The 25,048-nt window shown below is 66.8% G+C and carries 21 protein-coding genes; 3 read left to right on the forward strand and 18 right to left on the reverse strand.

Going from position 1 to position 25,048, the window contains the following annotated elements:
• The 13 genes from HV798_RS30630 to flgB form a co-directional block, all read right to left on the reverse strand.
• On the reverse strand, positions 1-1,671 hold a 1,671-nt coding region (locus tag HV798_RS30630; RefSeq protein ID WP_175216629.1), incomplete at its 3' end, for a methyl-accepting chemotaxis protein.
• A gap of 104 nt (positions 1,672-1,775) precedes the next feature.
• Positions 1,776-3,671, reverse strand: a complete 1,896-nt coding sequence (locus tag HV798_RS30635) for a methyl-accepting chemotaxis protein (protein ID WP_175216630.1) — start codon at positions 3,669-3,671, stop codon at positions 1,776-1,778.
• A 141-nt stretch (positions 3,672-3,812) separates the two neighbouring features.
• Positions 3,813-5,072, reverse strand: coding sequence for a flagellar hook-associated protein FlgL (flgL, locus tag HV798_RS30640; protein WP_175193809.1), 1,260 nt, complete (start codon positions 5,070-5,072; stop codon positions 3,813-3,815).
• 47 nt (positions 5,073-5,119) lie between these two features.
• Positions 5,120-6,796 (reverse strand): flagellar hook-associated protein FlgK, encoded by a 1,677-nt coding sequence (flgK, locus tag HV798_RS30645; protein WP_175193810.1) that lies wholly within the window; start codon positions 6,794-6,796, stop codon positions 5,120-5,122.
• A 73-nt stretch (positions 6,797-6,869) separates the two neighbouring features.
• On the reverse strand, positions 6,870-7,853 hold the full coding sequence (flgJ, locus tag HV798_RS30650; protein ID WP_025138888.1) for a flagellar assembly peptidoglycan hydrolase FlgJ: 984 nt from the start codon (positions 7,851-7,853) through the stop codon (positions 6,870-6,872).
• A 5-nt stretch (positions 7,854-7,858) separates the two neighbouring features.
• On the reverse strand, positions 7,859-8,995 hold the full coding sequence (locus tag HV798_RS30655; protein WP_025138889.1) for a flagellar basal body P-ring protein FlgI: 1,137 nt from the start codon (positions 8,993-8,995) through the stop codon (positions 7,859-7,861).
• 2 nt (positions 8,996-8,997) lie between these two features.
• Positions 8,998-9,687, reverse strand: coding sequence for a flagellar basal body L-ring protein FlgH (locus HV798_RS30660; RefSeq protein ID WP_175193811.1), 690 nt, complete (start codon positions 9,685-9,687; stop codon positions 8,998-9,000).
• Positions 9,687-10,472: a flagellar basal-body rod protein FlgG gene (gene flgG, locus HV798_RS30665; RefSeq protein WP_006394443.1), complete on the reverse strand. Its 786-nt coding sequence runs from the start codon at positions 10,470-10,472 to the stop codon at positions 9,687-9,689. The genes HV798_RS30660 and flgG overlap by 1 nt, the downstream gene beginning before the upstream one ends.
• Positions 10,473-10,526: 54 nt before the next feature.
• Positions 10,527-11,288 (reverse strand): flagellar basal body rod protein FlgF, encoded by a 762-nt coding sequence (locus HV798_RS30670; protein WP_025138891.1) that lies wholly within the window; start codon positions 11,286-11,288, stop codon positions 10,527-10,529.
• A 38-nt stretch (positions 11,289-11,326) separates the two neighbouring features.
• A complete protein-coding gene (locus HV798_RS30675; RefSeq protein WP_175193812.1) occupies positions 11,327-12,814 on the reverse strand; it encodes a flagellar hook-basal body complex protein in 1,488 nt (495 codons plus the stop codon).
• A 70-nt stretch (positions 12,815-12,884) separates the two neighbouring features.
• Positions 12,885-13,583 carry a flagellar hook capping FlgD N-terminal domain-containing protein gene (locus HV798_RS30680; RefSeq protein WP_175193813.1) on the reverse strand — a complete coding sequence of 233 codons (699 nt, stop codon included), beginning with the start codon at positions 13,581-13,583 and terminating at the stop codon, positions 12,885-12,887.
• A gap of 57 nt (positions 13,584-13,640) precedes the next feature.
• Positions 13,641-14,060, reverse strand: a complete 420-nt coding sequence (gene flgC / locus HV798_RS30685) for a flagellar basal body rod protein FlgC (protein ID WP_175193814.1) — start codon at positions 14,058-14,060, stop codon at positions 13,641-13,643.
• A gap of 22 nt (positions 14,061-14,082) precedes the next feature.
• Positions 14,083-14,490, reverse strand: coding sequence for a flagellar basal body rod protein FlgB (flgB, locus tag HV798_RS30690; RefSeq protein WP_025138895.1), 408 nt, complete (start codon positions 14,488-14,490; stop codon positions 14,083-14,085).
• Between the two features lie 168 nt (positions 14,491-14,658).
• Here flgB and flgA point away from each other — a divergent pair, with 168 nt between their 5' ends.
• The 3 genes from flgA (at position 14,659) to HV798_RS30705 (ending at position 16,332) form a co-directional block, all read left to right on the forward strand.
• Positions 14,659-15,369 (forward strand): flagellar basal body P-ring formation chaperone FlgA, encoded by a 711-nt coding sequence (gene flgA / locus HV798_RS30695; protein WP_175193815.1) that lies wholly within the window; start codon positions 14,659-14,661, stop codon positions 15,367-15,369.
• Between the two features lie 127 nt (positions 15,370-15,496).
• A complete protein-coding gene (gene flgM, locus HV798_RS30700; protein WP_006385251.1) occupies positions 15,497-15,790 on the forward strand; it encodes a flagellar biosynthesis anti-sigma factor FlgM in 294 nt (97 codons plus the stop codon).
• A 65-nt stretch (positions 15,791-15,855) separates the two neighbouring features.
• Complete coding sequence (locus HV798_RS30705) at positions 15,856-16,332, forward strand: flagella synthesis protein FlgN (protein ID WP_175193893.1); 477 nt, start codon at positions 15,856-15,858, stop codon at positions 16,330-16,332.
• A gap of 49 nt (positions 16,333-16,381) precedes the next feature.
• Here the strand turns inward: HV798_RS30705 and flhF are convergent, their stop codons facing one another.
• From flhF to cheZ, 5 genes are all read right to left on the reverse strand, one after another.
• The gene (gene flhF, locus HV798_RS30710; protein ID WP_175193816.1) at positions 16,382-19,264 is read right to left on the reverse strand and encodes a flagellar biosynthesis GTPase FlhF; all 2,883 of its coding nucleotides are present in this window, start codon (positions 19,262-19,264) and stop codon (positions 16,382-16,384) included.
• On the reverse strand, positions 19,261-21,381 hold the full coding sequence (flhA, locus tag HV798_RS30715; RefSeq protein ID WP_025138899.1) for a flagellar biosynthesis protein FlhA: 2,121 nt from the start codon (positions 21,379-21,381) through the stop codon (positions 19,261-19,263). The genes flhF and flhA overlap by 4 nt, the downstream gene beginning before the upstream one ends.
• A 3-nt stretch (positions 21,382-21,384) precedes the next feature.
• Positions 21,385-22,539: a flagellar biosynthesis protein FlhB gene (gene flhB / locus HV798_RS30720; protein ID WP_175193817.1), complete on the reverse strand. Its 1,155-nt coding sequence runs from the start codon at positions 22,537-22,539 to the stop codon at positions 21,385-21,387.
• Positions 22,540-22,656: 117 nt separating this feature from the next.
• Entirely contained in the window at positions 22,657-24,204 is a 1,548-nt protein-coding gene (locus HV798_RS30725) for a methyl-accepting chemotaxis protein (protein WP_246289330.1), read from the reverse strand.
• A 208-nt stretch (positions 24,205-24,412) separates the two neighbouring features.
• A complete protein-coding gene (cheZ, locus tag HV798_RS30730; RefSeq protein WP_025138902.1) occupies positions 24,413-25,045 on the reverse strand; it encodes a protein phosphatase CheZ in 633 nt (210 codons plus the stop codon).
• Positions 25,046-25,048 lie beyond the last annotated feature (3 nt).

Consider the following 25,048-nt stretch of genomic DNA (forward strand, 5'->3'; position numbering starts at 1 on the left):
GGCAGCAATCTTGGCCTGCGGCGCCGGCTCGGCGGGCTGCACGGCAGCCGGGGCCGCCACCCGCGGCGCGCTGCGCTGCTGGGCCAACTGGCGGGCCGGCACGTCAATCACGCCGCCTGCGTTGATCTTGAACACGGCCACCGCCTCGACCAGGCGTTCGGCCTGTTCCTGCAGCGAGCCTGCCGCGGCGGCGGCTTCTTCCACCAGCGCCGCGTTCTGCTGCGTCACTTCGTCCATCTGCGACACGGCACGATTCACCTGGTCGATGCCGCTGGACTGCTCTTCGGACGCCGCCGAGATCTCGCCCATGATGTCCGTGACGCGCTTCACCGACGCCACGATTTCCTGCATCGTCGCCCCGGCACGTTCGACCTGTTGCGAACCGGCGCCGACCTTGGTCACCGAGTCCTCGATCAGGCCCTTGATTTCCTTGGCCGCCTGGGCGCTGCGCTGGGCCAGCGAGCGCACTTCGCCCGCCACCACCGCAAAGCCCTTGCCCTGCTCGCCGGCACGCGCGGCTTCCACGGCCGCGTTCAGCGCCAGGATGTTGGTCTGGAAGGCAATGCCGTCGATGACCGACACGATTTCCGAGATCTTGCGCGAGCTGGCCGAAATGCCCTGCATCGTGTTGACCACTTCGGCCACGGCGGAACCGCCGCGCTCGGCCACGTCCGATGCGCTGGCCGCCAGCTGGTTGGCCTGGCGGGCGTTGTCGGCGTTCTGCTTCACGGTCGAGGCCAGCTGTTCCATCGAGGCGGCAGTTTCTTCCAGCGATGCGGCCTGCTCTTCCGTGCGGCTGGACAGGTCGGTATTGCCGGCCGAGATTTCTCGCGAACCGACGTTGATCTCGTCCACGCCACGGCGCACGGCCGAAACGGTGCGCGTCAGGCTTTCCTGCATGCGCTTGACGGCAGCCATCAGCGCGCCGATCTCGTTGGTGGAATGGACTTCCACGCGCGTGGTCAGGTCGCCGCCCGCGATGCGGTCAAAGCTGTCGCTGACCTGGCGCAGCGGCCGCAACACGACCCGGTTCATGAACAGGAAGGCGCCCAGCGACACCAACAGGATCACGATCGCCAGGGCGATGTAGACATACGTCATCACCGTGGCCTGCGAACGCGATGCCGCAACCTGCTCTTCGCTGTAGCTGTTGATGGTGGCCGCGAACTCGGTCAATTGCTTGGAAAACGCACCGCTGGCCGCGGCGGTCTTGGTGTTCTTCAGGCTCAGGTATTCGGCGTTGTCGCCCCGATCCAGCGCGGCCAGCATCGCCTGCAGGCCGTCGGAAAAGCCATTGAACGAGGCCAGCAGCTGGCCTTCGGCGGTACGGCCGATGTCGGTCGTCTTCGGAATCGCCTTGAAGCTGTCCAGCTTCTTCTTGGCGTCAGCCATCAGTTGCTGCACGGTGCGCGTGTTTTCCGCCGCACCCGCCTTGTCGCCCGCCGCGCGTTGCGCCGCGGCCAGATCGGCGCGAATGGTCGCGCGCAGCATCTGCACGTAGGCGTCCTTGATCAGATTGCTCTGCTGCACGCTCAAGCTGTCCAAGGCGTTGATCGCCTCGGTATTGGACTGCATGTTGCTCCAACCCAAGGCAATGGCAACCAGCGCGGCCACGGCGACCGCCAACTGGGCAAGCATCAAGCCCGTGCGCACCTTCAGATTGCTAAACATTTTCCGATAGTTCCGGTGGTCGTCCGGGCGGCGCTATCTGGCCGTCCGGACGTAAAGGGGAGTTGTTCTCTACGACCTGTTCAATGCAAGGACGGGCGTGACCGTCAGAAGGACTCCCAATCGTCATCCGCGGGCGGCGCGCGGCGGGCCGCGGCGGAGGCCGGCTTGAGCGGCTTGGCATCCGTGGCGTCGCTGGTCTTGACGACCGGACGGCGCAGCGGGCGTGCCGCCGTGGCGCCGCTGTTGGCGGTGGGTTTGGCGCGGGCGGGCTGGGCCAGGCGCGGCGCGGGCGCCGGCTTGGGGGCCGCAGCCGGTTCCGGCTCGGCAGAAGCCTTGGGCGCCGGCGCGGCCGGGGCCGCGGCTTGCGCCTCGGGGGCAGGCGCCGAGGCAGCCACCCGCGGCGCGCTGCGCTGCTGAGCCAACTGGCGCGCCGGCACGTCAATCACACCGCCTGCATTGATCTTGAACACGGCCACGGCCTCGGCCAGGCGCTGCGCCTGTTCCTGCAGCGAACCGGCCGCGGCGGCCGCCTCTTCCACCAGCGCCGCGTTCTGCTGCGTCACTTCGTCCATCTGCGACACGGCACGATTCACCTGGTCGATGCCGCTGGACTGCTCTTCGGACGCCGCCGAAATCTCGCCCATGATGTCCGTCACGCGCTTCACGGACGACACGATTTCCTGCATCGTCGCGCCCGCGCGCTCGACCTGTTGCGAACCGGCGCCGACCTTGCTCACCGAGTCTTCGATCAGGCCCTTGATTTCCTTGGCCGCCTGGGCGCTGCGCTGCGCCAGCGAGCGCACTTCGCCCGCCACCACCGCAAAGCCCTTGCCCTGCTCGCCCGCACGCGCGGCTTCCACCGCGGCGTTCAGCGCCAGAATGTTGGTCTGGAAAGCGATGCCATCAATGACGGACACGATTTCCGAGATCTTGCGCGAGCTGGCCGAAATGCCCTGCATCGTGCTGACCACCTCGGCCACGGCGGAACCGCCACGCTCGGCCACGTCCGATGCGCTGGCCGCCAGCTGATTGGCCTGGCGCGCATTGTCGGCATTCTGCTTCACGGTCGAGGCCAACTGTTCCATCGACGCCGCGGTTTCTTCCAGCGAGGCCGCCTGTTGCTCGGTACGGCTGGACAGGTCGGTGTTGCCCGCGGAAATCTCACGCGAACCCACGTTGATCTCGTCCACGCCACGGCGTACCGATGCCACGGTGCGGGTCAGGCTTTCCTGCATGCGCTTGATGGCCGCGAACAACTGGCCGATCTCGTTGGTGCTGCGCACCTCGATCCGGCCCGTGAAGTCACCGCCCGAGATCTTCTCGAAATGGTCGCTGGCTTCGTGCAGCGGACGCAGCACCGTACGGCTGATGAAAACCCAGCAACCCACGGCCAGCAGCAACGCAATGGCGAGCAAGGCGATCGTGACGGTGCGGGAAATCTTGTGGTCGACTTCGGCCTGCGCGGCCAGTTCGTCGGTGCGCTTGTCGATGAAACCCAGATAGGCATCGACCGCTTCGCGGAATTTGGTATTGACGTTGCTGGCGGCGTCGTTCAGGTTCAGGTAGTCCTGAATCGCCATGCTGGCCAGCGCGGCCGACTGGCGCTTGAGCACGCTGTCGTATTCCTTGAGCGCGGCGTCCACGGCCTGCAGCAGCGGCTCGGTGCCAGGCAATTGGGGCGTCTTGCGGAAAGCGTCCATCATCTTGAACGCATCCTGCATCAGGCCATCCGAGCGCTTGGCCTGCTGGGTCGCCTGCTCGGTCTTGCCCTGCTGCATGTCCATCAACGACGTCGACAGCAACAGCCGCGCGCGCAGGAACACGGTGTAGGCGCGATTCAGCGGCACCGCCTGGTCCGAATACGCGTTATTGATCTGTTCCAGCTTGTCGTTGCTGGAATTCAATCCCATCCACGCCACGCCGTTGGAGATGAACATGGCGCCCGTGAAGAGCAACAACACCAAAACTATGCAGGTGCGAACTTTCAAATTGACAAGCATGAAATATCCGAGCGTTATGCAGCGTGAAACGACAAATTTCCTACCCTGCACGCACACACGGACGCTCCGGCTCTGCACCGGAAGCGTCCGCAAGGGCGCAACTTGCCGCGCCTTCCCGGCGCGGCCTATGGACTCACCGCATTACTTGCGGCTGAACAGGCTGGAGCCCTGGATGGTCATGAACGCAGCCGATGCCGCCTGCAGCGCCACCTGGCGCAAGGCGAGCTGGCTGGCGCCCGAGTAGTAATCCAGGTCTTCCAGGTCCGACAAGGACTTGGAATACGACAGGCCCTTCTGGACACCCGTGCCGTCCAGCGCTTCCAGTTCGTTCATGCGGGCGCCGACCGAGGCGGCGACCGTCTGCACGTTGTCGTAGGTGTTGGACAGCTTCTTGTTGGCCGTGGCCAGTTCATTGGTCAGCTTGGCCAGGGCCACTTCGTCGCCTGCAATCGGCGAATCCAGCGTCTTGATCAGGCTGTCCAGCGTGTTGAACATGTCGACGTTGGCCGACTGCATGCTCTCGACATCGATCACGTCGCCGTTCTGCGGCGTGCCCTTGACCGTCACTGCCACGCCGCCGAAATCGATCGACGAATCCGGCTTGTAGGGCGTCGGCACGGCCGGCGGCGCCGGGGTGGTGACGGGCGGGACCGGCGGATTGGCGTTGGGCGAGGTCGTGATGACGCGATAGCCCATGTTGCCCGTGGCGGGGTCCGATTCGAATTGCAGGCTGAAGTTCTTGCCGATGTTGGGGCTGCCCGGCGTCACCGACACCGTGCTGAACTGCGCGGAGCCCTTGTTGGCCGACGCGGCGGTACTGACATAAGCCTGCGAGCCCGGATTGGCACGGTTGAAGATATCGCTGCCGATGTCGCTGGTGGACATCTGCCGCGACTGGTCTACCTGCACCGTGCGCTCGCCGGTAGCGCCGCTGTAGACGATCTTGCCATTGGCGTCCTGGGCGTACGGAATCACGCCGCCCTGGTAGCCGGAGAACAGGTATTGGCCGTTGCCGTCGGTGCTGTTGGCCAGGCCCAGCAGCGCATCGCGAGCGCTCTTGAGGGCGGTGGACAAGGCCTGGCGGTCGCTGTCGGCGAAGGTGCCGTTACCGGCCTGCACGACGCGGGTACGCACGTCGGCCAGCGCGGTCGTGATCGAATCCAGAATGTTGTTTTCCTGGCCCAGATTGGTCTTGGCCGTACCGCGGTTCAGCGAGTACGTCGAGTTCATGCTCTGCGTCTGTGCGACGTTGATCGCCAGCGACGCCGACAGCGGGTCGTCGGCGGGGGTCAGGAACTTCTTGCCGCTGCCCACCTGCTCGACCAGGCGGTTCATGTCGGATTCCTGAGAAAGAACGCCCTTCAGGCCGTTCGAATACATCATGGAGGTGCTCAGGCGCATGGGGAAGCTCCGAATTTATCTTTATTGGTCACGATTCAACGGTCCGATCAGCCGCGCAAACCCAGCAGCGTGTCGAACAACGTGCTTGCTACGTCGATGATGCGAGCGCTTGCCTGGTATTGCTCCTGGTAGAGCGACAGGCTTACGTATTCTTCGTTCAGGTTCACGCCCGACACGGCTTGCTGCGCTTCCAGCTTCTGCGTGATGAGGTTGGCCTGGGCGGTGGCGGCCGACTTGATCTGCTGCGTCTGCACGCCGACGGTGTTGACCACTTGCGAGAACATCTCGTTGACGCTCATCGTGCCGTGGCCCAGCACCTTGGCCGTCTGCAGCTGCGCCAGCTTCAGGGCGTTCTTGCCGTTGGCGTCGCCGCCGGTGGCGTCGGCCGCGGCGATCTTGTTCGGATCGGTGATCAGCACGTTGATGTCGCGGGCGGCGTCGCGGGTGGGCGACAGCGACCACTTGTCGCCCGCCTGGGGCGGCGCGTCGATCGTCAGCGTGACGCCCATTTCGGCATCCAGGTTCAGGGTCGCGGTCGGCGGGGTGCCGTTGGCCGGGCCGTTGTACACCTGGGTGCCTTCCGGCAGGCGCGTCACCATGTAATTGGTGCCGTCAAACGCGATCTCGTAATCTTTGGCGTTGATATTGTTCACATTGGTGAACGTGCCGCTGATCTGCGCACCGCTCTTGTTGTTGGCGTTCGGCACACCTTGGGGCTTGCCGACGCTGAAGAAATCGGTGCCGGGGTTGCCGGCGGAGTCCAGGCCCTGCTTGTGCTGGTCGTTGAACGACAGCGCCAGGCCGACGGCCATCTGGCCCAGCTGAGCCTGCATCACGTCCAGCGAGGTGGCGCGGAACTGCAACAGGCCGCCCAGCTTGCCGCCGGTGACCTCGGAGTCGTTCAGTTCCACCGACACGGTCTTGCCGCCCGAACCGGCCGGCAGCGTGTAGGCGATGACGGTGCGGCTCACGTCCTTGGACGAGGACACCGCTTGCAGCGGGTAGATGGTCTGGCCCGACAGCAGCGCCTGGCCGCCCGAGGCCAGCGAGATATTGATCTTGTCGCCCTGCTCGTACGTGGTCACGCCGATCAGCTGGTTCAGCTCCGACACGGCCTGGTCGCGCTGGTCCATCAAATCGTTGGGCGGATTGCCGCCAGCTTTGGCGCGAGCGGTCGAAATCTGCGTGTTCAGGTCGTCGATGCGGGTCAGGTAGCTATTGACCTGGTCCACCGTCGTGGAGATCTGCGTGTTCAGGCCCAGGCGCTGGTTCTGCATTTCCTGGTAGGCCGAACGGATCTGGGTGGCCATGCTGTTGGCCTTGCCCAGCAAGTCCTGGCGGGCCGCGGGGTCGGCCGGCTTGCTGGCCACGGTGTTCATGCTGGTGAAGAAATTGGACAGGCCGGGCGCAATGCCCACCGTGCGGTCGGCAAACAGGTTGTTGACCTGCGAGACCTGGTCGAACTGGGCCTGCAATTGGGCGCCGCTGCCCTGCGCGCCGACCAGCTGCTTGTACAGGAAGCTGTCGTAGCTGCGCACGACGGTGTCGACCTGCACACCGCGGCCGATGTAGCCGTTGCTGGTGGCCTGGGCGCCAGCCGACGAAATCATGACGCGCTGACGGTTGTAACCGACCGTGGTGGCATTGTTGATATTGTGGCTGGTGGTGGCCAGGCCTGCCTGGGACGCGTTCAGCCCGCCCAATGCCAATTTATACAGATTCATGCTGACAATGCCCCGTATGTAACCGCAACTGATATGTCTGGATACCTGCTTAACGGCAGCAGATGGTCCAAATTTAGAGTCCTTCCAACATCTGGCGAGAAATATCCACCTTGGCGGCGGCCCCTCGCAGTTGGCCCATGACACCGATCAATTTCTGTGCGTACTGTGGGTCGGTGGCGTAGCCGGCGGCCTGGATGCGGCGCGCGGCCTCGACTTCGTTGCGCGCCTGGGTCACGCTTTCGTAGCGCGGGCTGTTGCCGATCAGGCGGGCGTAATCCGCAAACGATTCTTCGTACGAGGCGTAGGCGCGGAAGGGTTGCGTCACCTTTTTTGCGACACCGTCTTCGTATTCGGTGGTCAGCACGTTGACGACCTTGCCCTTCCAGCTGGCGCCCGCCTTGATGCCGAACAGGTTGTAGCTGGTGCTGCCGTCCGGATGCTTGATCTCGCGCTGGCCCCAACCCGATTCCAGGGCCGCCTGGCCCATGATGAGACGGGCCGGCACGCCGCTTTGCTGCGAGGCCAGGTTGGCCGCGCGCGACATCTTCGAGACGAAATTGATGACGTGTTCGGGTGCACCCTCGGCCGCAGCCAGGGCCCGGTCGCTGGCGCGGTTGTTGCGCATCACGTCCATCAACGCCGACACCTCGCGCGAGCTGCCGGTACGGAAGTCGAAATCGGCGCCCTGCCCCAGGTTCTTGACGGCGTCGGCCGACAGGTCGCCCGGCTTGCCCTGCTGCATCTGCGCCAGGATCGACTTGGACAGGCCGATGCCCGGGGTGGCCAGGTGCAGCGCCAGCTGCTCATCGGCCATCGATTGCAGCATCTGCGTCTGCTGCGAGTCGAACAGGCCCTCTTTGGGCGTGGCCTCGCGCATGCGCTTGAGCATCATCTGCAGGAACAGGGCCTCGAACTGCTTGGCAACCTGCTTCTGCTGGTCGGTGCCGGGGCCGTCGGGATCCTTGGTCACATCGCGCTTCAGGTCCGACAGGCGCCCCATGTCGAACACGGAGTCCTGGCGGCTGCCCACGCGCGCGGCGTCGTTGGTATAGGCCATGGCGGTCAGATGATCTCGAGCTCGGCGCGCAGCGCGCCGGCACTCTTCATGGCCTGCAGGATCGCCAGCAGGTCCTGCGGCGTGGCGCCCAGGGCGTTCAGGCCCTTGACCACATCCGCCAGGTTGGCGCTGGTGGTGACGCGCTGCAAGGAGCCATTGTCCTGGCGCACTTCGATCTGGGTATTGGGCACCACCACCGTCTGCCCTTCGGTGAAGGGCGTGTCCGGTTGCGACACCTGGTTCTGGCGGTTGATGATGACCGACAGGTTGCCGTGGGCCACGGCGGCCTCTTCGATCATCACCGTGCGATTCATCACGACCGAGCCGGTGCGGGCATTGATGATGACCTTGGCCACCGTCGGTGCGCGCGTCACCTGCAGGTCTTCGATCTGCGACAGGAAGCGGGCCTGCGAGGCCTGCTCCATCGGGCTGCGCACCTGCACCACCCGGCCGTCCAGCGCCGTGGCCGTGCCCTGGCCGAACTTGCGGTTCAGCGCCGCCACCACGTTCTGGGCGGTGCCGAAGTCGGTGTTGTTCATTTCCAGGTAGATGTAGCCGTCACGGGCGAAGGTGGTCGGCACGCCGCGTTCGACGATCGCACCGGCGCTGATGCGCCCGCCGTTCAACTGGTTGATCTGCACGCTGGAGCCGCCCGCCGACGCGCCCGCGCCGCCGACCAGGATGTTGCCCTGGGCGATGGCGTAGACCTGGCTGTCGGCCCCCTTGAGCGGGGTCATCAGCAAGGTGCCGCCGCGCAGGCTCTTGGCGTTACCCATGGACGACACCACCACGTCCAGCGTCTGGCCGGGCCGGGCAAACGCCGGCAAGGTGGTCGTGACCATCACGGCGGCCACGTTCTTCAATTGCATGTTGCTGCCGGCGGGCACGGTGATGCCCAGCTGCGACAGCATGTTGGTCAGGCTCTGCTGCGTGAACGGCGTCTGGCGCACCTGGTCGCCGCTGCCGTCCAACCCCACCACCAGGCCATAGCCGATCAGCTGGTTGCCGCGCACGCCCTGGATCGACGCCAGGTCCTTGAGCCGTTCGGCGTGCGCCGCCGAAGCGCCGGCCAACAGGCCGGCCGCCACGCACACGCGGGCCAGCAGGGACAGCAAGGCGGAAATCGGAGTGGGTTGTTTCATGGTCAGAACGGCGAAGCGATCAGGAAGAAGCGTTGCAGCCAGCCCATGGTCTGGACTTCGTCCATGACGCCCTTGCTGCGGTATTCGATGCGGGCATCGGCCACCTGGGTGGACGACACGGTGTTCGTTCCGGTGATCGAGCGCGGATCGACCACGCCCGAGAAGCGCACGTATTCGCTGCCCCGGTTGATGGCGATCTGCTTTTCGCCGGCCACTTGCAGGTTGCCGTTGGACATCACGCCCACCACGGTGGTGGTGATGGTGCCGGTGAACGCGTTGTTGGCCGTGCTGTCGCCCTTGCCCTGGGCCACGTTGCCGCCCTTGGCATCCAGGTTCAGGTTGGCGTTGGCCCAACTGTCCATGAAGGACGGCGCGGCGGCGATGCCCAGGCTGGCGTTGCCGCTGCGATTGGTGTTGGTGGCCACGTTCTTGGAGGCGTTCGTCTTCTCGTTGAGCACGATGGTGACGATGTCGCCGACGTTGCGCGGCCGGCGGTCCTCGAACAGCGGATAGTTGCCGTAGGTCGTGGGCTGGTAGATCGAGCCCGTGGGCTGCGCCATGGGCATCGGCGGCGGCGGCGGCGCCGCCGTCGTCGGCCCGGTCACGATGGGTTCGGGCGGAATCATGGCGCAACCGGCCACCAGCAAAGCCAGGGCCGCACTCGAAACCAGGCGCAGGACAGACATGGGCATCACAGTTGGGTCAGGCGGGCCAGCATTTCGTCCGAGGTCTTGACGGCCTTGCTGTTCATTTCGTAGGCGCGCTGGGTCGTGATCATGTTGACCAGTTCTTCAGCGACGTTCACGTTGGACGTTTCCACGTAGTTCTGCATGAACGTACCGGCGCCATCGACGCCGGGCTGCAGCAGGTTGGCCGGACCCGACGCGTCGGTTTCCAGATACAGGTTCTCGCCCACGCTTTGCAGGCCGGTGGGGTTGATGAACGTGGCGACCTGCAACTGGCCGATCTGCACGTTCACGCCGGCTGCGCCGGGCTGCGTCACCGAGACGATGCCGTCCTTGCCGATGGAGATGGACAAGGCGTTGTCCGGCACGTTCATGGGCGGCTGGATCACGTAGCCGCTGACCGTGGTCAGCTGGCCGTTCTGGTCGCGCTGCAGCGCGCCGTCGCGGGTGTAGGCCTGGGTGCCGTCAGGCAGCTCGACCTGCAGGAAGCCGCGGCCGTTGATCGCCACGTCCAGTTCGCCGCCGGTGTTGTTCAGGCCGCCGGTGGTGTGGATGCGTTCGGTCGCAGCCACGCGCGCGCCGGTACCCAGTTGCAGGCCCGAAGGCAGCTGCGTGGCGTCGCCCACCTGGGCGCCCGGCTGGCGCAGGGTCTGGTACATCAGGTCCTGGAACACGGCGCGGCCGCGCTTGAAGCCGTTGGTCGAGACGTTGGCCAGGTTGTTGGAAATGACGTCCATCGAGGTCTGTTGACCTTCCAGGCCCGTCTTGGCAATCCACAGTGAACGCATCATGATGAAGTACTCCTGCTACGGCGGCCGGGCCGCCCGCGAAAATTGGTATTGGGATCAGCTGACCGACAGGATGCCGTTGGCGCGCTCGGCGTTGCGATCCGCCTGCTGCACCACCTGCATCTGCTGCTCGAAGCGACGGGCGTTTTCGATCATGCCCACCATCGCCGCCATGGGGTTGGTGTTGCTGCCTTCCAGCACGCCGGACAGCACCCGCAGGCTGGGGTCGGCAGGGGCCGGCGGCGCCGGCTGGCCATTGACCGGCGCCAGGCGGAACACGCCGTCGTCGCCATGCACCAGTTGCGCTTCCGGCGGATTGACCAGCTTGATGCGCCCCAGGTTCAGGATGTTGTTGGGTGCGTCGCCCGCGCCGATGGCAGTGATGGTGCCATCGGACGTGATCGTCAGCGAGGCCTGGTCGGGCACGTCGATGATGCCGTTCTGGTCGGACATCACCGGTTGGCCCAGCGAGGTCTGCAACAGGCCGTTCACGCCCACCTGCAGGCTGCCGGCGCGGGTATAGGCCTCGCCCTGCGGGGTCTGCACGGCGATCCAGCCGTTCGAGCTGGCCAGCGCCACGTCCAGGTCGCGGCCCGTGGTCTGCATGTTGCCCATTTCGAAGTTGTTGCGGGGCGTGGACGCCACCGTCGAGACACGCGTCGGCAGGCTCACGCCGTCGTTCACCGGAACCGACCGGTACAGCGCGATCTGCTCGCGAAAGCCCGGCGTGTTCACGTTGGCCATGTTGTTGGAGAGCGCGGCCTGGTGCTCCGTGATCCGCGCTGCGCCATTCATGGCGGTGTAGATGATTCGATCCATTGCCTATTCCGTCGGTGTCGTCGCTTGCCCGTCAGCCATTACTTCAGGTTCATCAGGACTTGCATGATTTCGTCCTGGGTCTTGATGGTCTGCGAGTTGGCCTGGTAGGTGCGCTGGGCGATGATCATGTTCACCAGCTCCTTGCTCATGTCCACGTTCGAGGCTTCGGTCGCCTGGCCCACGACCTTGGACAGGCCGTTGCTGCCCGGCTGGCCCAGGATCGGCTGACCCGAGGTCGACGTTTCCTTCCAGGCGTTGTTGCCCACCGGCTGCAGGCCTTGCAGGTTGGCGAAGTCGGCCAGCACGATGGTGCCCACCACGGACGTTTCGCCGTTGGTGTAGTCGGCCACCAGGCTGCCGTCGGCGCCGATGTTGATGCCGCGGAATTCACCCGAGGTGTAGCCGTCCGGCACGGACTTGAGCGCGTAGGCGCTGCCGTACTGGGTGGTGCCGGTGTAGTTCACGGCGATCGCCAGCGGATCGGCGGGCGTGGTGCCGCCGCCCGGGGTCGCGAACGACAGGTTGATGGTCGGGGCGCTGGTCATCACGCCGGCTTTGTTGAACGTGAACTTGGCCGGGTTGCCCCAGGTGGCGCCGACCTGCGTGGTCGGTGCCATGGCCTGGCCGTCCATCGTGTAGTAGACGTCGTAGGTGCTGTTGCCCGCGGCATCGGCCGCGCGCTTGACGAAGTACTGCATCACCTGGTGCGAGTTGCCCAGCGAGTCATAGACCGTCATGGGCGAGGCGTTGGTGTAGCTGCTGGTGACCTTGGGGTCGAACGGCTTGCCGACTTCGGTCACGGCGGCCGTGTAGTTCTTGTAGCCGGGCACCTGGGCCAGGTCGCCCGTGGTGACGGCGCCGGCGGCGTCGACGGTGATCAGGTTCGGCGCGGCGCCGTAGGTGCCGGCCGGCGGCTGGTTCACCCAGACGATGTTGCCCACCGGGTCGCGGGTGAAGTCGTATTGCGTGGCGGGCGACGGCGGCGTGGTGCCGGTCAGCGTCACCGAGCCGTTCACGGCCGGCGAGGTCACGGTGTTGGTTTCGTAGATGACCTTGGCGTTGGCATCCAGGTTGGCCACGGTGGTCGCGGTGGTGGTCGCCTTGGGCGCCACGTTGGCGGTGGGCAGCTGCAGCTCGACCGGGTTGGCGCCAATGGCGCCAGCGGGGTAGCCGGTCAGGCGGTAGCCCTGGGCGTTGACGATGAAGTTGTTCTTGTCGACCAGGAACTCGCCGTTGCGGGTGTACATTACGGCGCCGCTCTGGTCGGTGACGCGGAACATGCCCTTGGCGCCGTCGATGGCGATGTCGTATTCGCCGCCGCCGCCGTTCACGGTGCCCACGGTGAAGCGCTGGGTGATCGCCGACACCTTGGTGCCCAGGCCCACGCGCGAGCTGGCGTACACGTCGGCGAACGACGCGGTCGACGACTTGAAGCCGACGGTGCCCGAGTTGGCGATGTTGTTGCCGATGACGTCCAGGTTCTGCGCAGCGGCGTTCAAGCCGCTCAATCCTTGTCCGAAGCCCATGTTTTCTCTCGCTAATCTCTAATGTGGAAACCGCCGCCGTGGCGCCGGCTGATAATCAAACCGGCCCGCGTCAGGCGCCGATCACCTTGCGCACATCCAGCATGCTGGTCTGGCCGTCCAGGCCCAGGTCCAGACGCAAGCCGTTGGTGGAGTACGCCACGCTCTTGACCTGACCGTACTTCAGCACTTCAGCGGAAACCTTCTTGCCGTCGGCATCCGACGCCGACACCGACACGGTGTACGCGCCCGCGTCCAGCGCCACGCCGGCGTCGTTCTTGCCGTCCCAATCCAGCGTGTACACGCCGGCGCCCTTCTGGCCCAGTTCCATGGTGCGCACGACGGCGCCGTTGGAATCCGAAATCCGCACCTGCACCTTGTTCGCATCGCCTTGCAGGTCGATGCCGTAAGGCGTGACCACGCGCTCGGACGGGTGCTCGGCATCCACACCCAGCTTGACGGTCGAGCCCGGAATCAGCACGCCCTTGCCGATCATGGCCACCGCATTCATCGACTGCGACACGTCGATCTGGCCGCTGATGGCCAGCATGGTGTTCTTCAGGTTGTTGATGCCTTCCACCGTGGAAATCTGCGCCAATTGCGACGTCAGCTCGGCGTTCTGCATCGGGTTCAGGGGATCCTGGTTCTTCAGCTGCGTCACCAGCAGCTTCAGGAACTGGTCCTGCAGCCCTTGCGCGGTGGACGAGCCGTTGGCGCCCGATTGCGCCAGGCCCAGGCCGGTCTTGCTCGTGGATTGGTCGACGGTGGTCATGAATTCACTTTGTCTGGATTATTCCGCGCGGGCGGCGCGGCGCGCGGAATGTGGGAATCAGGACTGACCGATGGTCAGCGTCTTCTGCATCAGGCTCTTGGCGGTGTTCAGCACTTCGACGTTGGCCTGGTACGAACGCGACGCGGCGATCATGTTGACCGTTTCGGCCACGGGATCGACGTTGGGCATGCTGACGTAGCCCTGGGCATCGGCCAGCGGATGCTTGGGGTCATAGACCTGCTTCAGGGGCGACTGGTCCTGGATCACGCCGGCCACGCGCACGCCGCCGATCTCCTGGCCCAGGGCCTGGCCGGCCGACGGGTTGACCTGGAACACCACCTGGCGGGCGCGGTACGGCTGGCCGTCGGGGCCCACCACGCTGTCGGCGTTGGCCATGTTGCTGGCCGCCACGTTCATGCGCTGCGATTGCGCGCTAAGCGCCGAACCGGCGATATCGAAAATGCTCAACAAGGACATTGCCTGCGGCTCCCTATGAAAATCAATCCTGGATGGCGGCCATCATGGTCCGGATACGGCCGGACAGCATCTGCATGGTGCTTTGGTAGTGCAAGGTGTTGTCGGCGAACTGGACGCGTTCGATGTCCATGTCCACCGTGTTGCCGTCCAGGCTGGGCTGGTACGGCAGGCGGTACAGCAGGTCCGTCGGACCCTGCGACACGGCCTTGGCGGGAATATGGCGCGCCGACGTCAGCGTGAGCGAGGTGTCCGGCAGGCGCTTGGACCCTTCCATCGCGTTCTGCATCGCGGCCTTGAAGTCGAAGTCACGCGCCTTGTAGTTGGGCGTGTCGGCGTTGGCGATGTTCGAGGACAGCACTTCCTGGCGCTGTGCGCGCAGTCCCAGGGACTGCTGGTAGAAGCGGAAATCTTCGTTAAGCCTGTCTAGCATCGGATCGCCTTCAATACGGATGAAACCCGGGACAGCGGACGCACCGTTATCCCATTGGATGACGGCATCATAGGGGCCGCAGGCAGAACACAATCAGCCAAATAACCCGTCATTTCTCATCCAATTCACGTATTGCCAAGCGGCGCGGGCTTCTACAATTCAGTCATCATGAAATTCCCCGCAAGCATTCGCGCGCGCGCCGCCTGCCTGGCCGCCCTGCTCCTGGCCCCCGCCGCGGCGGCCCAGGCGCAAGAAGCCGTCCAGGCGCCCGAGGCAATCGTCATCGCCGCGCAGGCCTATCTGCTGGAACAGCTGGCGGGCCTGTCCGGCCAGCCGTCGGTCGCCATCGACCCGCCGCGGGTCGAGCGGCTGGCGCCCTGCGATGCCTTGTCCCCATTTATGCCGGCGGGCATGAAGCCCCGGTCGCGCATGACCGTGGGCGTGCGCTGCAATGCGCCCAAGCCCTGGACCACCTACGTGCAAGCCACGGTCAGCGTGCCCGGCTACTACTACGTGGCCTCGCGCATGATCGCGGCCGGCCAGGCCCTGACGCCAGCCGACCTGTCGCCGCGCGACGGCGACCTGGTCGCCCTGCCCCCGGGCGTCATCACCAACCCGGATACCGTGGTGGGCATGACGGCGGCCTATCGCATCAATGCCGGCCAGCCGGTCAAGGGCGCCGCCCTGCGCAACGCCCAGTCGGTCACGCGCGGCTCGAATGTGCGCATCAACGCCCGCGGCAACGGCTTCGTGGTCAGCAGCGAGGGCCAGGCCCTGGACAACGCGGCGCCCGGCGCCACGGTGCAGGTGCGCACCGCCAGCGGGCAGGTCGTGACGGGCGTCGTGCGCAACGCCGGGCTGGTCGAAATACAACTTTAGGCTATGTTACATATCGCGCAGCGGCAGAGGCCGGTCTACCCTAAAGTTCCTTCCAGCCCTGTCGTTACAGAGACATAAGTAGGCGGAACCGTCGCACATCGACCCAGGACGCCCTGCGGAGAAAACCTTGAAAATCAATTCGACCACCAACCGGCCCATCTCGGCCGACGCCGTCAGCCCCCGCGCCGAGTCCTCGGTCGCCCAGGCCTACGGCGCCGGCGGCGGCAGCGGCGCCAGCAGCTCGCAAGTCGCGCTGAGCTCGGCCTCGCGCAAAATGCTCGCCCTGCAGGACGGCTCGAACGACATCAATGTCGAACGCGTCGCTGCCATCCGCGCAGCCATCGCCTCGGGCCAGCTCAAGATCGATACCAGCCGCATCGCTGACGGCCTGATCGCCAGCGCCCGCGACCTGTTGAAGTAAGCCTGCCACGCCAGGCCGTTTGCCTCAGTCCGATTCTCCTCACGACCGCAGCCACCCGCATGACCATGAACCCTGTCGATTCCCTGCAAGCCTGCCTCAAGCAGGAAGATGCCCTGATCACCGAGTTCTCCGCCATCCTGGAAGAAGAAACCAAGGTGCTGGTCGGCCCGGGCAACGTCGACGCGCTGCATGACGTCACCGAACGCAAGGGCAACGTGGCCCAGCAACTGGTCGACCTGAGCCACACCCGCGACGGCTTGCTGGCCGAACTTGGCCTGCCCGCCGGACACGCCGGCACCGAACAGGCCGCCGTGCAGCACCCGCAGTTGTCGGGCGTGTGGCAGGCGCTGCTGACCAAATCGGCGTCGGCCAATGAAATCAACATGCGCAACGGCGCCCTGATCGACGTGCACATGCGCTACAACCAGCAATCGCTGGATGCCCTGCGCAACCTGGGCGGCATGGGCGTCACGTCCACCTACGACGCGCAAGGCCGCGGCGCCCGTAGCGCCCCGGGCCGCAAGCCCATCGTCGCCGGCTGACCGCCGGCCCGCCCAAAGAAAACAGCCCGCATCAGCGGGCTGTTTTGTTTTAGCCTTCAGCCATTTCCAGCAGGGCGAACATTTTCAGCAATGCTACCGGCAACAGACGTCCCGACAGCTTGCGGTCGGCGCTGACCACGCCCGACAGCGTCGAGCGCGCGGAATCGGCGGCCGGCGCGTGCGCCAGCTGCCAGCACGCCGCGCCCAGTTGGCCGGCCATCAGCGATTGACGCGCCAGGGTGTGGGCGCCATCGACGGCCGGCAGCGCCTGCCAGGCGTTGGCCATGTAGCGGAAACCGGCGCGGGCCTCTTCCTGCAGGACCAGCCAGCGCGCCACGGTGGCAGCGTCTGCCTGGCTGGCCGTCAGGTTGGTCAGGCCAAAAAGCTGGCCGGCGACCTCGCCGCTAGCCGTGTCGATCAGGCGGGCGCAGACCAGCCGCAGGCGCGTGTCGTCGCCCCGGCCCGGCAGGCCGATTTCGGTCCCCGAGGCCCACAGGGCCAAAGGCGCCGGCCGCGAACCCGGTACGGCGCGCAGGCCGGGCATGTCGCCCGGCTGGCCCACCGGCAGGTAGCCGACGCTCTTGCCGACCGCGTTCAGGTTGGTCGGGCATTCATCCTGGATCACGCGCAGGCCGCCCGGGTTGCGCGCCACCCACGACACGCCCTGCTCGCTCAGGCTCTGCCACAAGGCGGACGTGCCGGCTTCCAGCATGTGCACCACCGGCAGGCGATCGAGCTGGCCGCCCAGCCAGCCGATGCGGGCTTCCAGCGCCAGCGCCGTGTCCGGCTGGGCCGCGCTGGCGGGGTCGAACGAGGACAGCATGCCGTGCGGCAACACCAATTGCTGGGCCGGCGCGGCCATCGCGGCGCCGCGATCGCTCATCAGGACCGAACTGAGCAGCGTGCCGCCCGGCAGGCCCTCACCCTTCATGCTGGTCTTGCCGTGCATGGCCAGCAGATGGCGGTCGCAGGCGCTGGAGAATTCGCGCCGCACCATCGCCAGGGGCGATTCGCCCAGCGCGGCCAGGCTGGAACCCGCGCCGTCGCTGACATATTCGCGCCACGACGCGCGGGCCTGCACGCAGGCCGCGTCGCTGTCGAGCCAGCCGATGGCATCGTCCAGGTTCTGCGCGGCGTCGATGGCGGCCGCGCCGCCCTGCGGACGCAGGATGGCGGACGCCAGCAGCTGGCGCCGCCGCGCCGGATCCACGGCCGCACTATCGCGCGGGGCGGCCGACCACAGCGAGGCCAGGTCCGCTTCGCTGGGCGTGTACAGGGCGCGGGCGCGCTCGACCATGGCGAAGGCGCGGTCGATCAGGGCGTCGGCGCGGGCCAGCTCCAGGTGCTCGGGCACCTTCTGGCCGATCGACGAATAGTGGATCGGCAGCCGGTGGCGGATCGCGGTGTCCAGCGCCGCGCCCAGGCGCGAGGCTTCGTCCAGCTTGGTGATGATGCAGCCGGCCACGTCCTCGCCCACGCCATTGCGGTAGGCATGCGCCACTTCGTCCAGCGTGTCGCCCTGGCTGGCGGCGTTCAGCACCAGCAGCCGGCGCACCGGTTTGCCGGCGTTGCACAGCATGGCGGCCTGCTCGGCCACATGGCGGTCGCGCTGGCTGATGCCGGTGGTGTCGATCAGCACGATCTTGCGGTTACCCAGTTCGGCCAGGATGCGGCGCAGTTCGCCGGCATCGCGCACCGAGTGCGCCGGCACGCCCATCAGGCGGCCATATATCTGCAACTGTTCCAGCGCGCCGATCCGGAAATTGTCGGTGGTCAGCATGGCCACCTGCTCGCGGCCCTCGCGGGCGACGCAGCGCGCCGCCAGCTTGGCCAGGGTGGTCGTCTTGCCCACGCCGGTCGGGCCGACCAGCGCGTACACGCCGCCGCCCAGGAATTCGTCTTCCGATCCCAGCACCGGCAGGTGGGTCACCAGTTCATTGCGGGCCCATGCCAGCGCGGCCTCGGCGGACATGCCTTCCGGCATGCGCTCGACCAGCGCGCGCACGAGCTTGGTGCTGAAGCCCGCGTCCAGCAGACTGCGGAACAAGGCAGCGCCGGCCGGCTCGCGGCCAGGGCCTTGGCGGCCGCCCCACAGCAGGCCGTCCATGCGGCTTTCCAGCGCGCCGCGCAAGGCGCTGATCGCGTCCTGCAGGCCGGCTGCGGCATCGCCCGGCAAGGCCGCGGGCGGCACCACCGGTCCGTTGCGCAGAGGCGCGTCGGGCATGCGGGACATGGGCGATTGGGGCGCCATCGGTTGCGGCGAGGTCGGTTGCGGCAAGATCGGCTGCAACGCGGTCGGCTGCGGCGCCGGCATGGCGGGCATGCGGGCGACGGGCGGCTGGGCCGCATCCGGCTGGGGCGCCTGCGGCATACGCGCCATCGGCGGCCGGGGTGCAGCCGGCTGCTCGCGCGAGAGCGGCGGCAAGGCGGGCATTTCCATGCGCACCGGCGCGACGGGCGCGGCAGCGGCAGGCGGTGCCGCGACGACGGGCGGCGCCGACGGTGCGACCGATTCCTGCGGTTCATCCTGCTCCGGCAATGCCGACGAAGCGTAAGCAGACTGATACGCGGCGATGGAGCGGGCCGGCGCAGCATAGCCGGGCTGCGGCACGGCGGCCGGCGCGGCATAGGCGGGCTGCGGCGGAACATAGGCCGGCTGCGGCGCGGCGGCAGGCGCAGCGTAGGCCGGCTGAGGGGCGCCATAACCAGGCTGCGGCGCGGCATAGGCCGGCGCAGGCGCGGTCTCCTGCGGCGCCGGCTGACGCGGCGATTCCTGCGGCACGTCGTCGAACGCGCCCTCCACCGTGGCCAGCACTTCGATGCCGCCATCGACGCTGCGGTTCGACACGATCAGCGCGTCCGGCCCCAGCACCTGGCGCACCTGGCGCATGACGTCGCGGCTATTCGCCCCAAAGAAGCGGCTTATCTTCATTGACCATTACCCCCGCCGATCAGCGCGGTCACGCGGACCATGCGCTCATCCGGAATTTCCGTATTCGACAACACACCCAACTGCGGCAAATGGTGGCGCAGGAAGCGCGACAGCGGCGCGCGCAGCACCGGCGATACCAGCAGCACCGGCGCATTGCCCTGCGATTCCTGGCGCTCGACCGCCGCCTGCGTCTCGCGCAGCAACGTGTCGGCCAGGCCGGGCTCCAGCCCGCCGCTGGTGGTCAGCGCCTGGGACAGCACGCGTTCGAGCTTGACGTCCAGGCCGATGACGCGCAGTTCGCCTTCGCCCGGGAACCATTGCTGGGTGATGGCGCGGCCCAGCGCGCGGCGCGTCAGCGCGATCAGTTCGTTGATGTCCGGCTGCCCGCCCGCCCCGGCCGCCAGCGCCGCCAGGCGCGGACCGTGTTCGGACAGGGTATCGATGATCGTGCGCATGTCGCGGATCGGCACTTCCTCGGCCAGCAAGCCCTGCAGCACCTTCTGCAGCGCGGTCAGCGACAGGGTCTTGGGCACCAGGTCCTCGACCAGCTTGGGCGCGTCGCGGCCGATGCGGTCCAGCAGTTGCTGCACTTCCTGGCGGCCCAGCAGGTTCGAGCCGTGGCGGTGCATCAGGTGGTTCAAGTGGGTCGCCACCACGGTGCCGGCGTCCACCACCGTGTAGCCGACCACCTGGGCCTGGTCGCGCAGGCTGCCGTCGATCCACAGCGCCGGCAGGCCGAAGGCCGGATCGGTGGTGGGCGTGCCCTTGATCTGCATGGTGACGCCGCCCGGGTCGATCGCCAGCCACTGGCCCGGCATGGCCACGCCGTGGCCGATCTCGACGCCGGACAAGAGAATGCGATAGTCGTTCGGCTTGAGCTCGAGGTTGTCGCGGATGTGCACCACCGGCGGCAGGAAGCCCACGTCCTGGGCGAACTTCTTGCGCAGGCTGCGGATGCGGTGCAGCAGCTCGCCGTTCTGGGCATGATCCACCAGGGGAATCAACCGGTAGCCCACTTCCAGGCCCAGCTGATCCACCATCGACACGTCGTCCCAGCTGGCTTCGGCCGCCGCGGCCTGCGCTTGCGTCACGGCTTGCTGTGGCACATCTCGGGCAGCCACCTCGGCCGCCTTGCGCCGCTTGTGCAGCGCCCAGCCGCCCCAGGCCAGGCCGCCGGCCAGGGTGAGGAAGGCAACGTGCGGCATGTTGGGAATCAGGCCCATGATGCCGATGATGCCGGCCGTCAGGAACAGCACGGCGGGGTTCGAGAACAGCTGGCTGATGATCTGCTGGCCGATGTCCTGGTCGGTCGACACGCGCGACACGACCACACCCGCCGCGGTCGAGATCACCAGCGCCGGGATCTGGGCCACCAGGCCGTCACCGATGGTCAGCAGCGTGTAGACGCGGGCCGAATCGCTCATCGACATGTCGTGCTGGGCCACGCCCACGATCAGGCCGCCGATGATGTTGATGGCCATGATCAGCAGGCCGGCAATGGCGTCGCCGCGCACGAACTTGCTGGCGCCGTCCATCGAGCCGAAGAAGTCGGATTCCTGCGAGACCTCGGCGCGGCGGCGACGGGCCTCGTCCTCGCCGATCAGGCCGGCGTTCAGGTCGGCGTCGATGGCCATCTGCTTGCCGGGCATGGCGTCCAGGGTGAAGCGCGCGCCGACTTCGGCGATGCGGCCCGCACCCTTGGTGATGACGATGAAGTTGATGATCGTCAGGATGATGAAGACGATGATACCGACGGCGAAGTTGCCGCCCACCAGGAAGTGGCCGAAGGCCTCGATCACCTTGCCCGCGGCGTCCGGCCCGGTGTGGCCATGCAGCAGCACCACCCGGGTCGAGGCGACGTTCAGCGACAGGCGCAGCAGCGTGGCGAACAGCAGCACCGCCGGAAAGGCGGCAAAGTCCAGCGGCTTGCGCGTGAACATGGCCACCAGCAGGATCATCACCGACAAGGCGATGTTGAAGGTGAACAGCAAGTCCAGGAGGAAGGTGGGCAGCGGCAGCACCATCATGCCCAGCACCATCACGATCAGGACGGGGCCGGCCAGAAGGCGCGCGTGCGTGCCTCCGCTGCTTTTCAACATGGTGAGCAAAGCGCTCATTCCTTAAACTCCTTGTGCTGCGGGTTTGGCCTGCGGGTCCAGCTCGGCGGGCACGGCCAGGGACGTGGGCGCCGTCGGTTCGACCCCCCATCCCGAACGCCATGAGCGCAACTGGAATACCCACGCCAGCACTTCCGCGACCGCGGTATATAGCTCGGCCGGGATTTCTTTACCCAGGTCGACGTGTTGATACAGGGCGCGCGCCAGCGGCGGCGCCTCCAATGTGGGAATGCGGTGTTCGGCGGCCAGTTCGCGGATCTTGGCCGCGATCAGCCCGGTGCCCTTGGCCAGCACCTTGGGCGCGCCGTTCTTGTCTTCTTCGTACTTCAGCGCCACCGCGTAGTGGGTCGGGTTGGTCACGACCACGTCGGCGTTGGGCACTTCGGACATCATCCGGCGGCGCGCGGCCTGGCGCTGCTGCTGGCGGATGCGGGCCTTGGTGTGGGGGTCGCCCTCGCTTTCCTTGTGTTCCTGGCGCACGTCTTCCTTGGACATGCGCAGCTTTTTCAGGTGGCTCCAGATCTGCCACGGCACATCCAGCATCACGATCACCATCAGCGAGGCCACGATGAAGGCGCAGCACATCGCCACCAGGCTCAGGGCCTTGGTCAGCGCCGCCGTCGGCGCCACGTGCATCAGGCCCAGCATGTCGTCGTGGTAGCGCCAGATGATCCAGACGGCCACCCCGCCCACCAGCAGGGCCTTGGCCAGCGCCTTGACCAGTTCCACCACCGTCTGCGCCGAAAACATGCGTTTCAGGCCGGCGAACAGGCTCAGTTTCGAGAAATTCGGCGACAGCGGCTTGCCCGAGATCACGATGCCGCCCAGCAGCACGCTGGACAGCACGGCAATCACGGCCAGCAGGCCGAAGATCGGCAGGATCACCATCAGGGCATGGCCAAAGCCGTTGACGGCCACTTCGACCATCACGCCCGGGTCGGTCACCACCCGCTGATCGAACGCCAGCCCGCCGCGCAGCACCCCGCTCAGTCCCTGATAAAGCGAGCCGCCGCCCATCCAGATGGCCGCGACACCGGCGGCCAGCATCATGAACGTGCCCAGTTCCCGGGAACGCGCAATCTGCCCCTCCTCGCGCGCCTTTTCCAGGCGCCTGGGAGAGGCGGCTTCGGATTTCTCGAGGTCGCTTTCTTCGGCCATGCTCTGCGGTGTCGTTGCGGCTCGCGGATTGACGGATTACGAGCTGCCCGCCGAGATTCTAGGTGGCATGGCCGTTTGGCGATAAGCCAAGAAACGGGGGGAAAGCGGCGCTATTCCTCAGCCCGCCGCCGCCAGCGGGTGCCGGCCGGGTTCGCCGGCCGCCAGGGCGGCCTGGAAGCGCATGTAATCCAGCCCGATCCGGACCGCGCCCCAGTGCTCGCCGTCCAGGTACAGGGGCACCGAAATGTCGTTGACGATCTCCCCGGTATCCCGGGAATAGGTCTGAAACAGCAGGGTTTCGGTGTTGGCCGCCAGGCGGGCCCCGACCGGATCGTCGAAGATGCGCTTGTGGCGCGACCGCAAGATGTCCTGGGCCGGATCGCCGCTGGGCGGGTGGGAATAGCGGCTGTTGTGCGCCGGGGCGTAACCGCGCTGATCCACCAGCAAGGTGTAACTGCCGCCGGGCACCGCCTCCAGCACGCTGTCCAGCAGGCGCGTCAGCGCCTCGTCAATGCCCCGGTCGTAGGCCGTGTGATAGCGCGGCGGCTCGCTGCCCGCGATCCGCTGGTAATGGCGATCGAACACGTCCAGCCCGCGCCCCTGGGCGTGCTCCAGCAGCCGGATGGCCGCCAGCCGGAAGGCATCCAGCGTTTCGGACAGCCGGTCGAACGCCGTATTGCCCGTGCGCATGTCCGACAGCACTTCCTGCACGCTCTCGGTCTGGCGCCGGATGCGGTCGATTTCGCCGGACATGCTGGCCACCCGCTCGCGCACGTCGGCGCTCAGCGCCGCGATCCGGCTGACGTCCTGGCTCATGCCGTGGTTGGTGGCGTCGACCTCGCCGATGGCCTGCACCACCTCGCCCACCTGGCGGTTCATGCTGTCGAAGTCGCGCACGAAATGCTGGAAATCCTGGCGGGTCTTGTCCAGCACCGCGCCAGAGGCGTCCACGTCTTCGCGCAACAGGCCGGTCTGGCGCTGGGTCGAATCCACCAGTTCCAGCATTTCGCCGGTATGGCGGCCGATGTCGCTGGTCGCCGCGTTGACCCGCTCGGCCAGCCGGCCGACTTCGCTGGCCACCACTGCGAAGCCGCGGCCGGCGTCGCCCGCCCTGGCCGCCTCGACCCCGGCGTTCAGCGCCAGCAGCTGGGTCTGCAAGGCAATGTCCTTGATGAGCTTGCTGATGTCGCCCACCGAGCGCGCCCGGCCGGTCAGCTGTTCCACTACGGTCGTGAACGTGGCCATCTCGCGGGTCATGCGGTCGACCCGTTCCTTGACGTCGGACAGTTCCGACAGCGCCTGCTCGGCGGCCCGCAGGTTCTGGCCGGAGACCTGTGCGATCTCGCGCGCATGGGTCGAGGTGGACGCGGACAGGGCCGCGATCTGCGCGCCACTGGCGGCCAGGGCCTCGGCCGCGCGCGCCTGCTCCTGCGCCAGCACGGCGCAGCGCCCCGCCTGGAACTGGGTGCGGGCGGTATTCAGGGCGATTTCGATGCTGGATTGCCGCACGGTCACGACGCGGCTGCGGATGCCGGACAGAAAGCGGTAAAGCGGCCTGGCGGCCGGACTGACGGATAGCGGGCGATCGGACAGCGCGGCGCGGCCGCGGTTGAGCCGGCGCAGTAAACCCCAGATGCCTCCGAATGCGAATACGGATCTGGCCACGATGCACCTCCTTGTGCGGCCCGGATCGCCTTCTATGGGCATCCGTTGCCTGGGCGCGGCGGACGCGCCCTGTCTCCTGCTGCTGGCCCCGATTCTTATGGTTGTGCAGTCTACCCAAGCATGCGGCTTCGTACTCTTAGGGAATACGACCATGCCCGGTCAAGCAAAGCGGCGGACGGGACAAGCCCCGGCCGCCGCCAGGCCCGGGTCAGAAGCCCAGGCTGGCCAGCAGGTCGTCGACCTGATCCTGGCTGGTGACCACGTCGGTCTTGCCTTGCGGGCTGACCTGCGGGCCGTTGAGCAGGCTGTTGGCCTCGTCGCGGCGTTCTTGCGGCACGTTGTCCAGCAGCACCTGCAGCAGTTCGCGTTCGATCGCGCCGACCACGTCCATCATGCGCATGATGACCTGGCCGGTCAGGTCCTGGAAGTCCTGCGCCATGATGATTTCCATCAGCTTGGACTGGGTCTGCTGCGTCTGCTTGGGCACGTCCTGCAGGAAGGCGCGCGTGTCCTTGACCAGTTCGCGGGCCTCGGGCAATTCCAGCGGCTGGTCATACCATTGCTGCCAGCGGCCATCGAGCGCCTGGGCCGAGCGCGACATGCCGTCCTGGATCGGGCCGGCGGCTTCGGTCGCGTTCAGCACGCGGTTGGCGGCCTGCTCGGTCATCTGCGCCACGTAGCGCAGGCGATCGCGGGCATCGGGAATGGCGTTGGCCGCGTCCTTGATGGCCTGGTCCAGGCCCAGCTCGCGCATGCTGTCGCGCAGCATGCGGGTCAGCGAGGCGATGCGGTGGATCAGGTCCGGGGATTCGGCCGGGTCAACGTTCTGCGTCGTGCTCATTCA

Origin of the sequence: Achromobacter deleyi (assembly GCF_902859705.1) — a bacterium.
In the GTDB taxonomy this organism is placed as follows: domain Bacteria; phylum Pseudomonadota; class Gammaproteobacteria; order Burkholderiales; family Burkholderiaceae_B; genus Achromobacter; species Achromobacter deleyi.

Excerpts from the sequence above, each read along its gene's own strand:
- flgK (WP_175193810.1), bottom strand. The coding sequence starts at position 6,796 with ATGAATCTGTATAAATTGGCATTGGGCGGGCTGAACGCGTCCCAGGCA.
- HV798_RS30705 (WP_175193893.1), top strand. The coding sequence starts at position 15,856 with ATGAACCCTGTCGATTCCCTGCAAGCCTGCCTCAAGCAGGAAGATGCC.
- flgL (WP_175193809.1), bottom strand. The coding sequence starts at position 5,072 with ATGCGCCTGAGCACCTCCATGATGTATTCGAACGGCCTGAAGGGCGTT.
- flgA (WP_175193815.1), top strand. The coding sequence starts at position 14,659 with ATGAAATTCCCCGCAAGCATTCGCGCGCGCGCCGCCTGCCTGGCCGCC.
- flgG (WP_006394443.1), bottom strand. The coding sequence starts at position 10,472 with ATGATGCGTTCACTGTGGATTGCCAAGACGGGCCTGGAAGGTCAACAG.
- flhF (WP_175193816.1), bottom strand. The coding sequence starts at position 19,264 with ATGAAGATAAGCCGCTTCTTTGGGGCGAATAGCCGCGACGTCATGCGC.
- HV798_RS30675 (WP_175193812.1), bottom strand. The coding sequence starts at position 12,814 with ATGGGCTTCGGACAAGGATTGAGCGGCTTGAACGCCGCTGCGCAGAAC.
- cheZ (WP_025138902.1), bottom strand. The coding sequence starts at position 25,045 with ATGAGCACGACGCAGAACGTTGACCCGGCCGAATCCCCGGACCTGATC.
- flgB (WP_025138895.1), bottom strand. The coding sequence starts at position 14,490 with ATGCTAGACAGGCTTAACGAAGATTTCCGCTTCTACCAGCAGTCCCTG.
- HV798_RS30635 (WP_175216630.1), bottom strand. The coding sequence starts at position 3,671 with ATGCTTGTCAATTTGAAAGTTCGCACCTGCATAGTTTTGGTGTTGTTG.
- HV798_RS30660 (WP_175193811.1), bottom strand. The coding sequence starts at position 9,687 with ATGCCCATGTCTGTCCTGCGCCTGGTTTCGAGTGCGGCCCTGGCTTTG.
- HV798_RS30655 (WP_025138889.1), bottom strand. The coding sequence starts at position 8,995 with ATGAAACAACCCACTCCGATTTCCGCCTTGCTGTCCCTGCTGGCCCGC.
- HV798_RS30680 (WP_175193813.1), bottom strand. The coding sequence starts at position 13,583 with ATGACCACCGTCGACCAATCCACGAGCAAGACCGGCCTGGGCCTGGCG.
- flhA (WP_025138899.1), bottom strand. The coding sequence starts at position 21,381 with ATGAGCGCTTTGCTCACCATGTTGAAAAGCAGCGGAGGCACGCACGCG.
- HV798_RS30670 (WP_025138891.1), bottom strand. The coding sequence starts at position 11,288 with ATGGATCGAATCATCTACACCGCCATGAATGGCGCAGCGCGGATCACG.
- flgC (WP_175193814.1), bottom strand. The coding sequence starts at position 14,060 with ATGTCCTTGTTGAGCATTTTCGATATCGCCGGTTCGGCGCTTAGCGCG.
- flgJ (WP_025138888.1), bottom strand. The coding sequence starts at position 7,853 with ATGGCCTATACCAACGACGCCGCGCGCGTGGGCAGCCGCCAGGACTCC.
- flhB (WP_175193817.1), bottom strand. The coding sequence starts at position 22,539 with ATGGCCGAAGAAAGCGACCTCGAGAAATCCGAAGCCGCCTCTCCCAGG.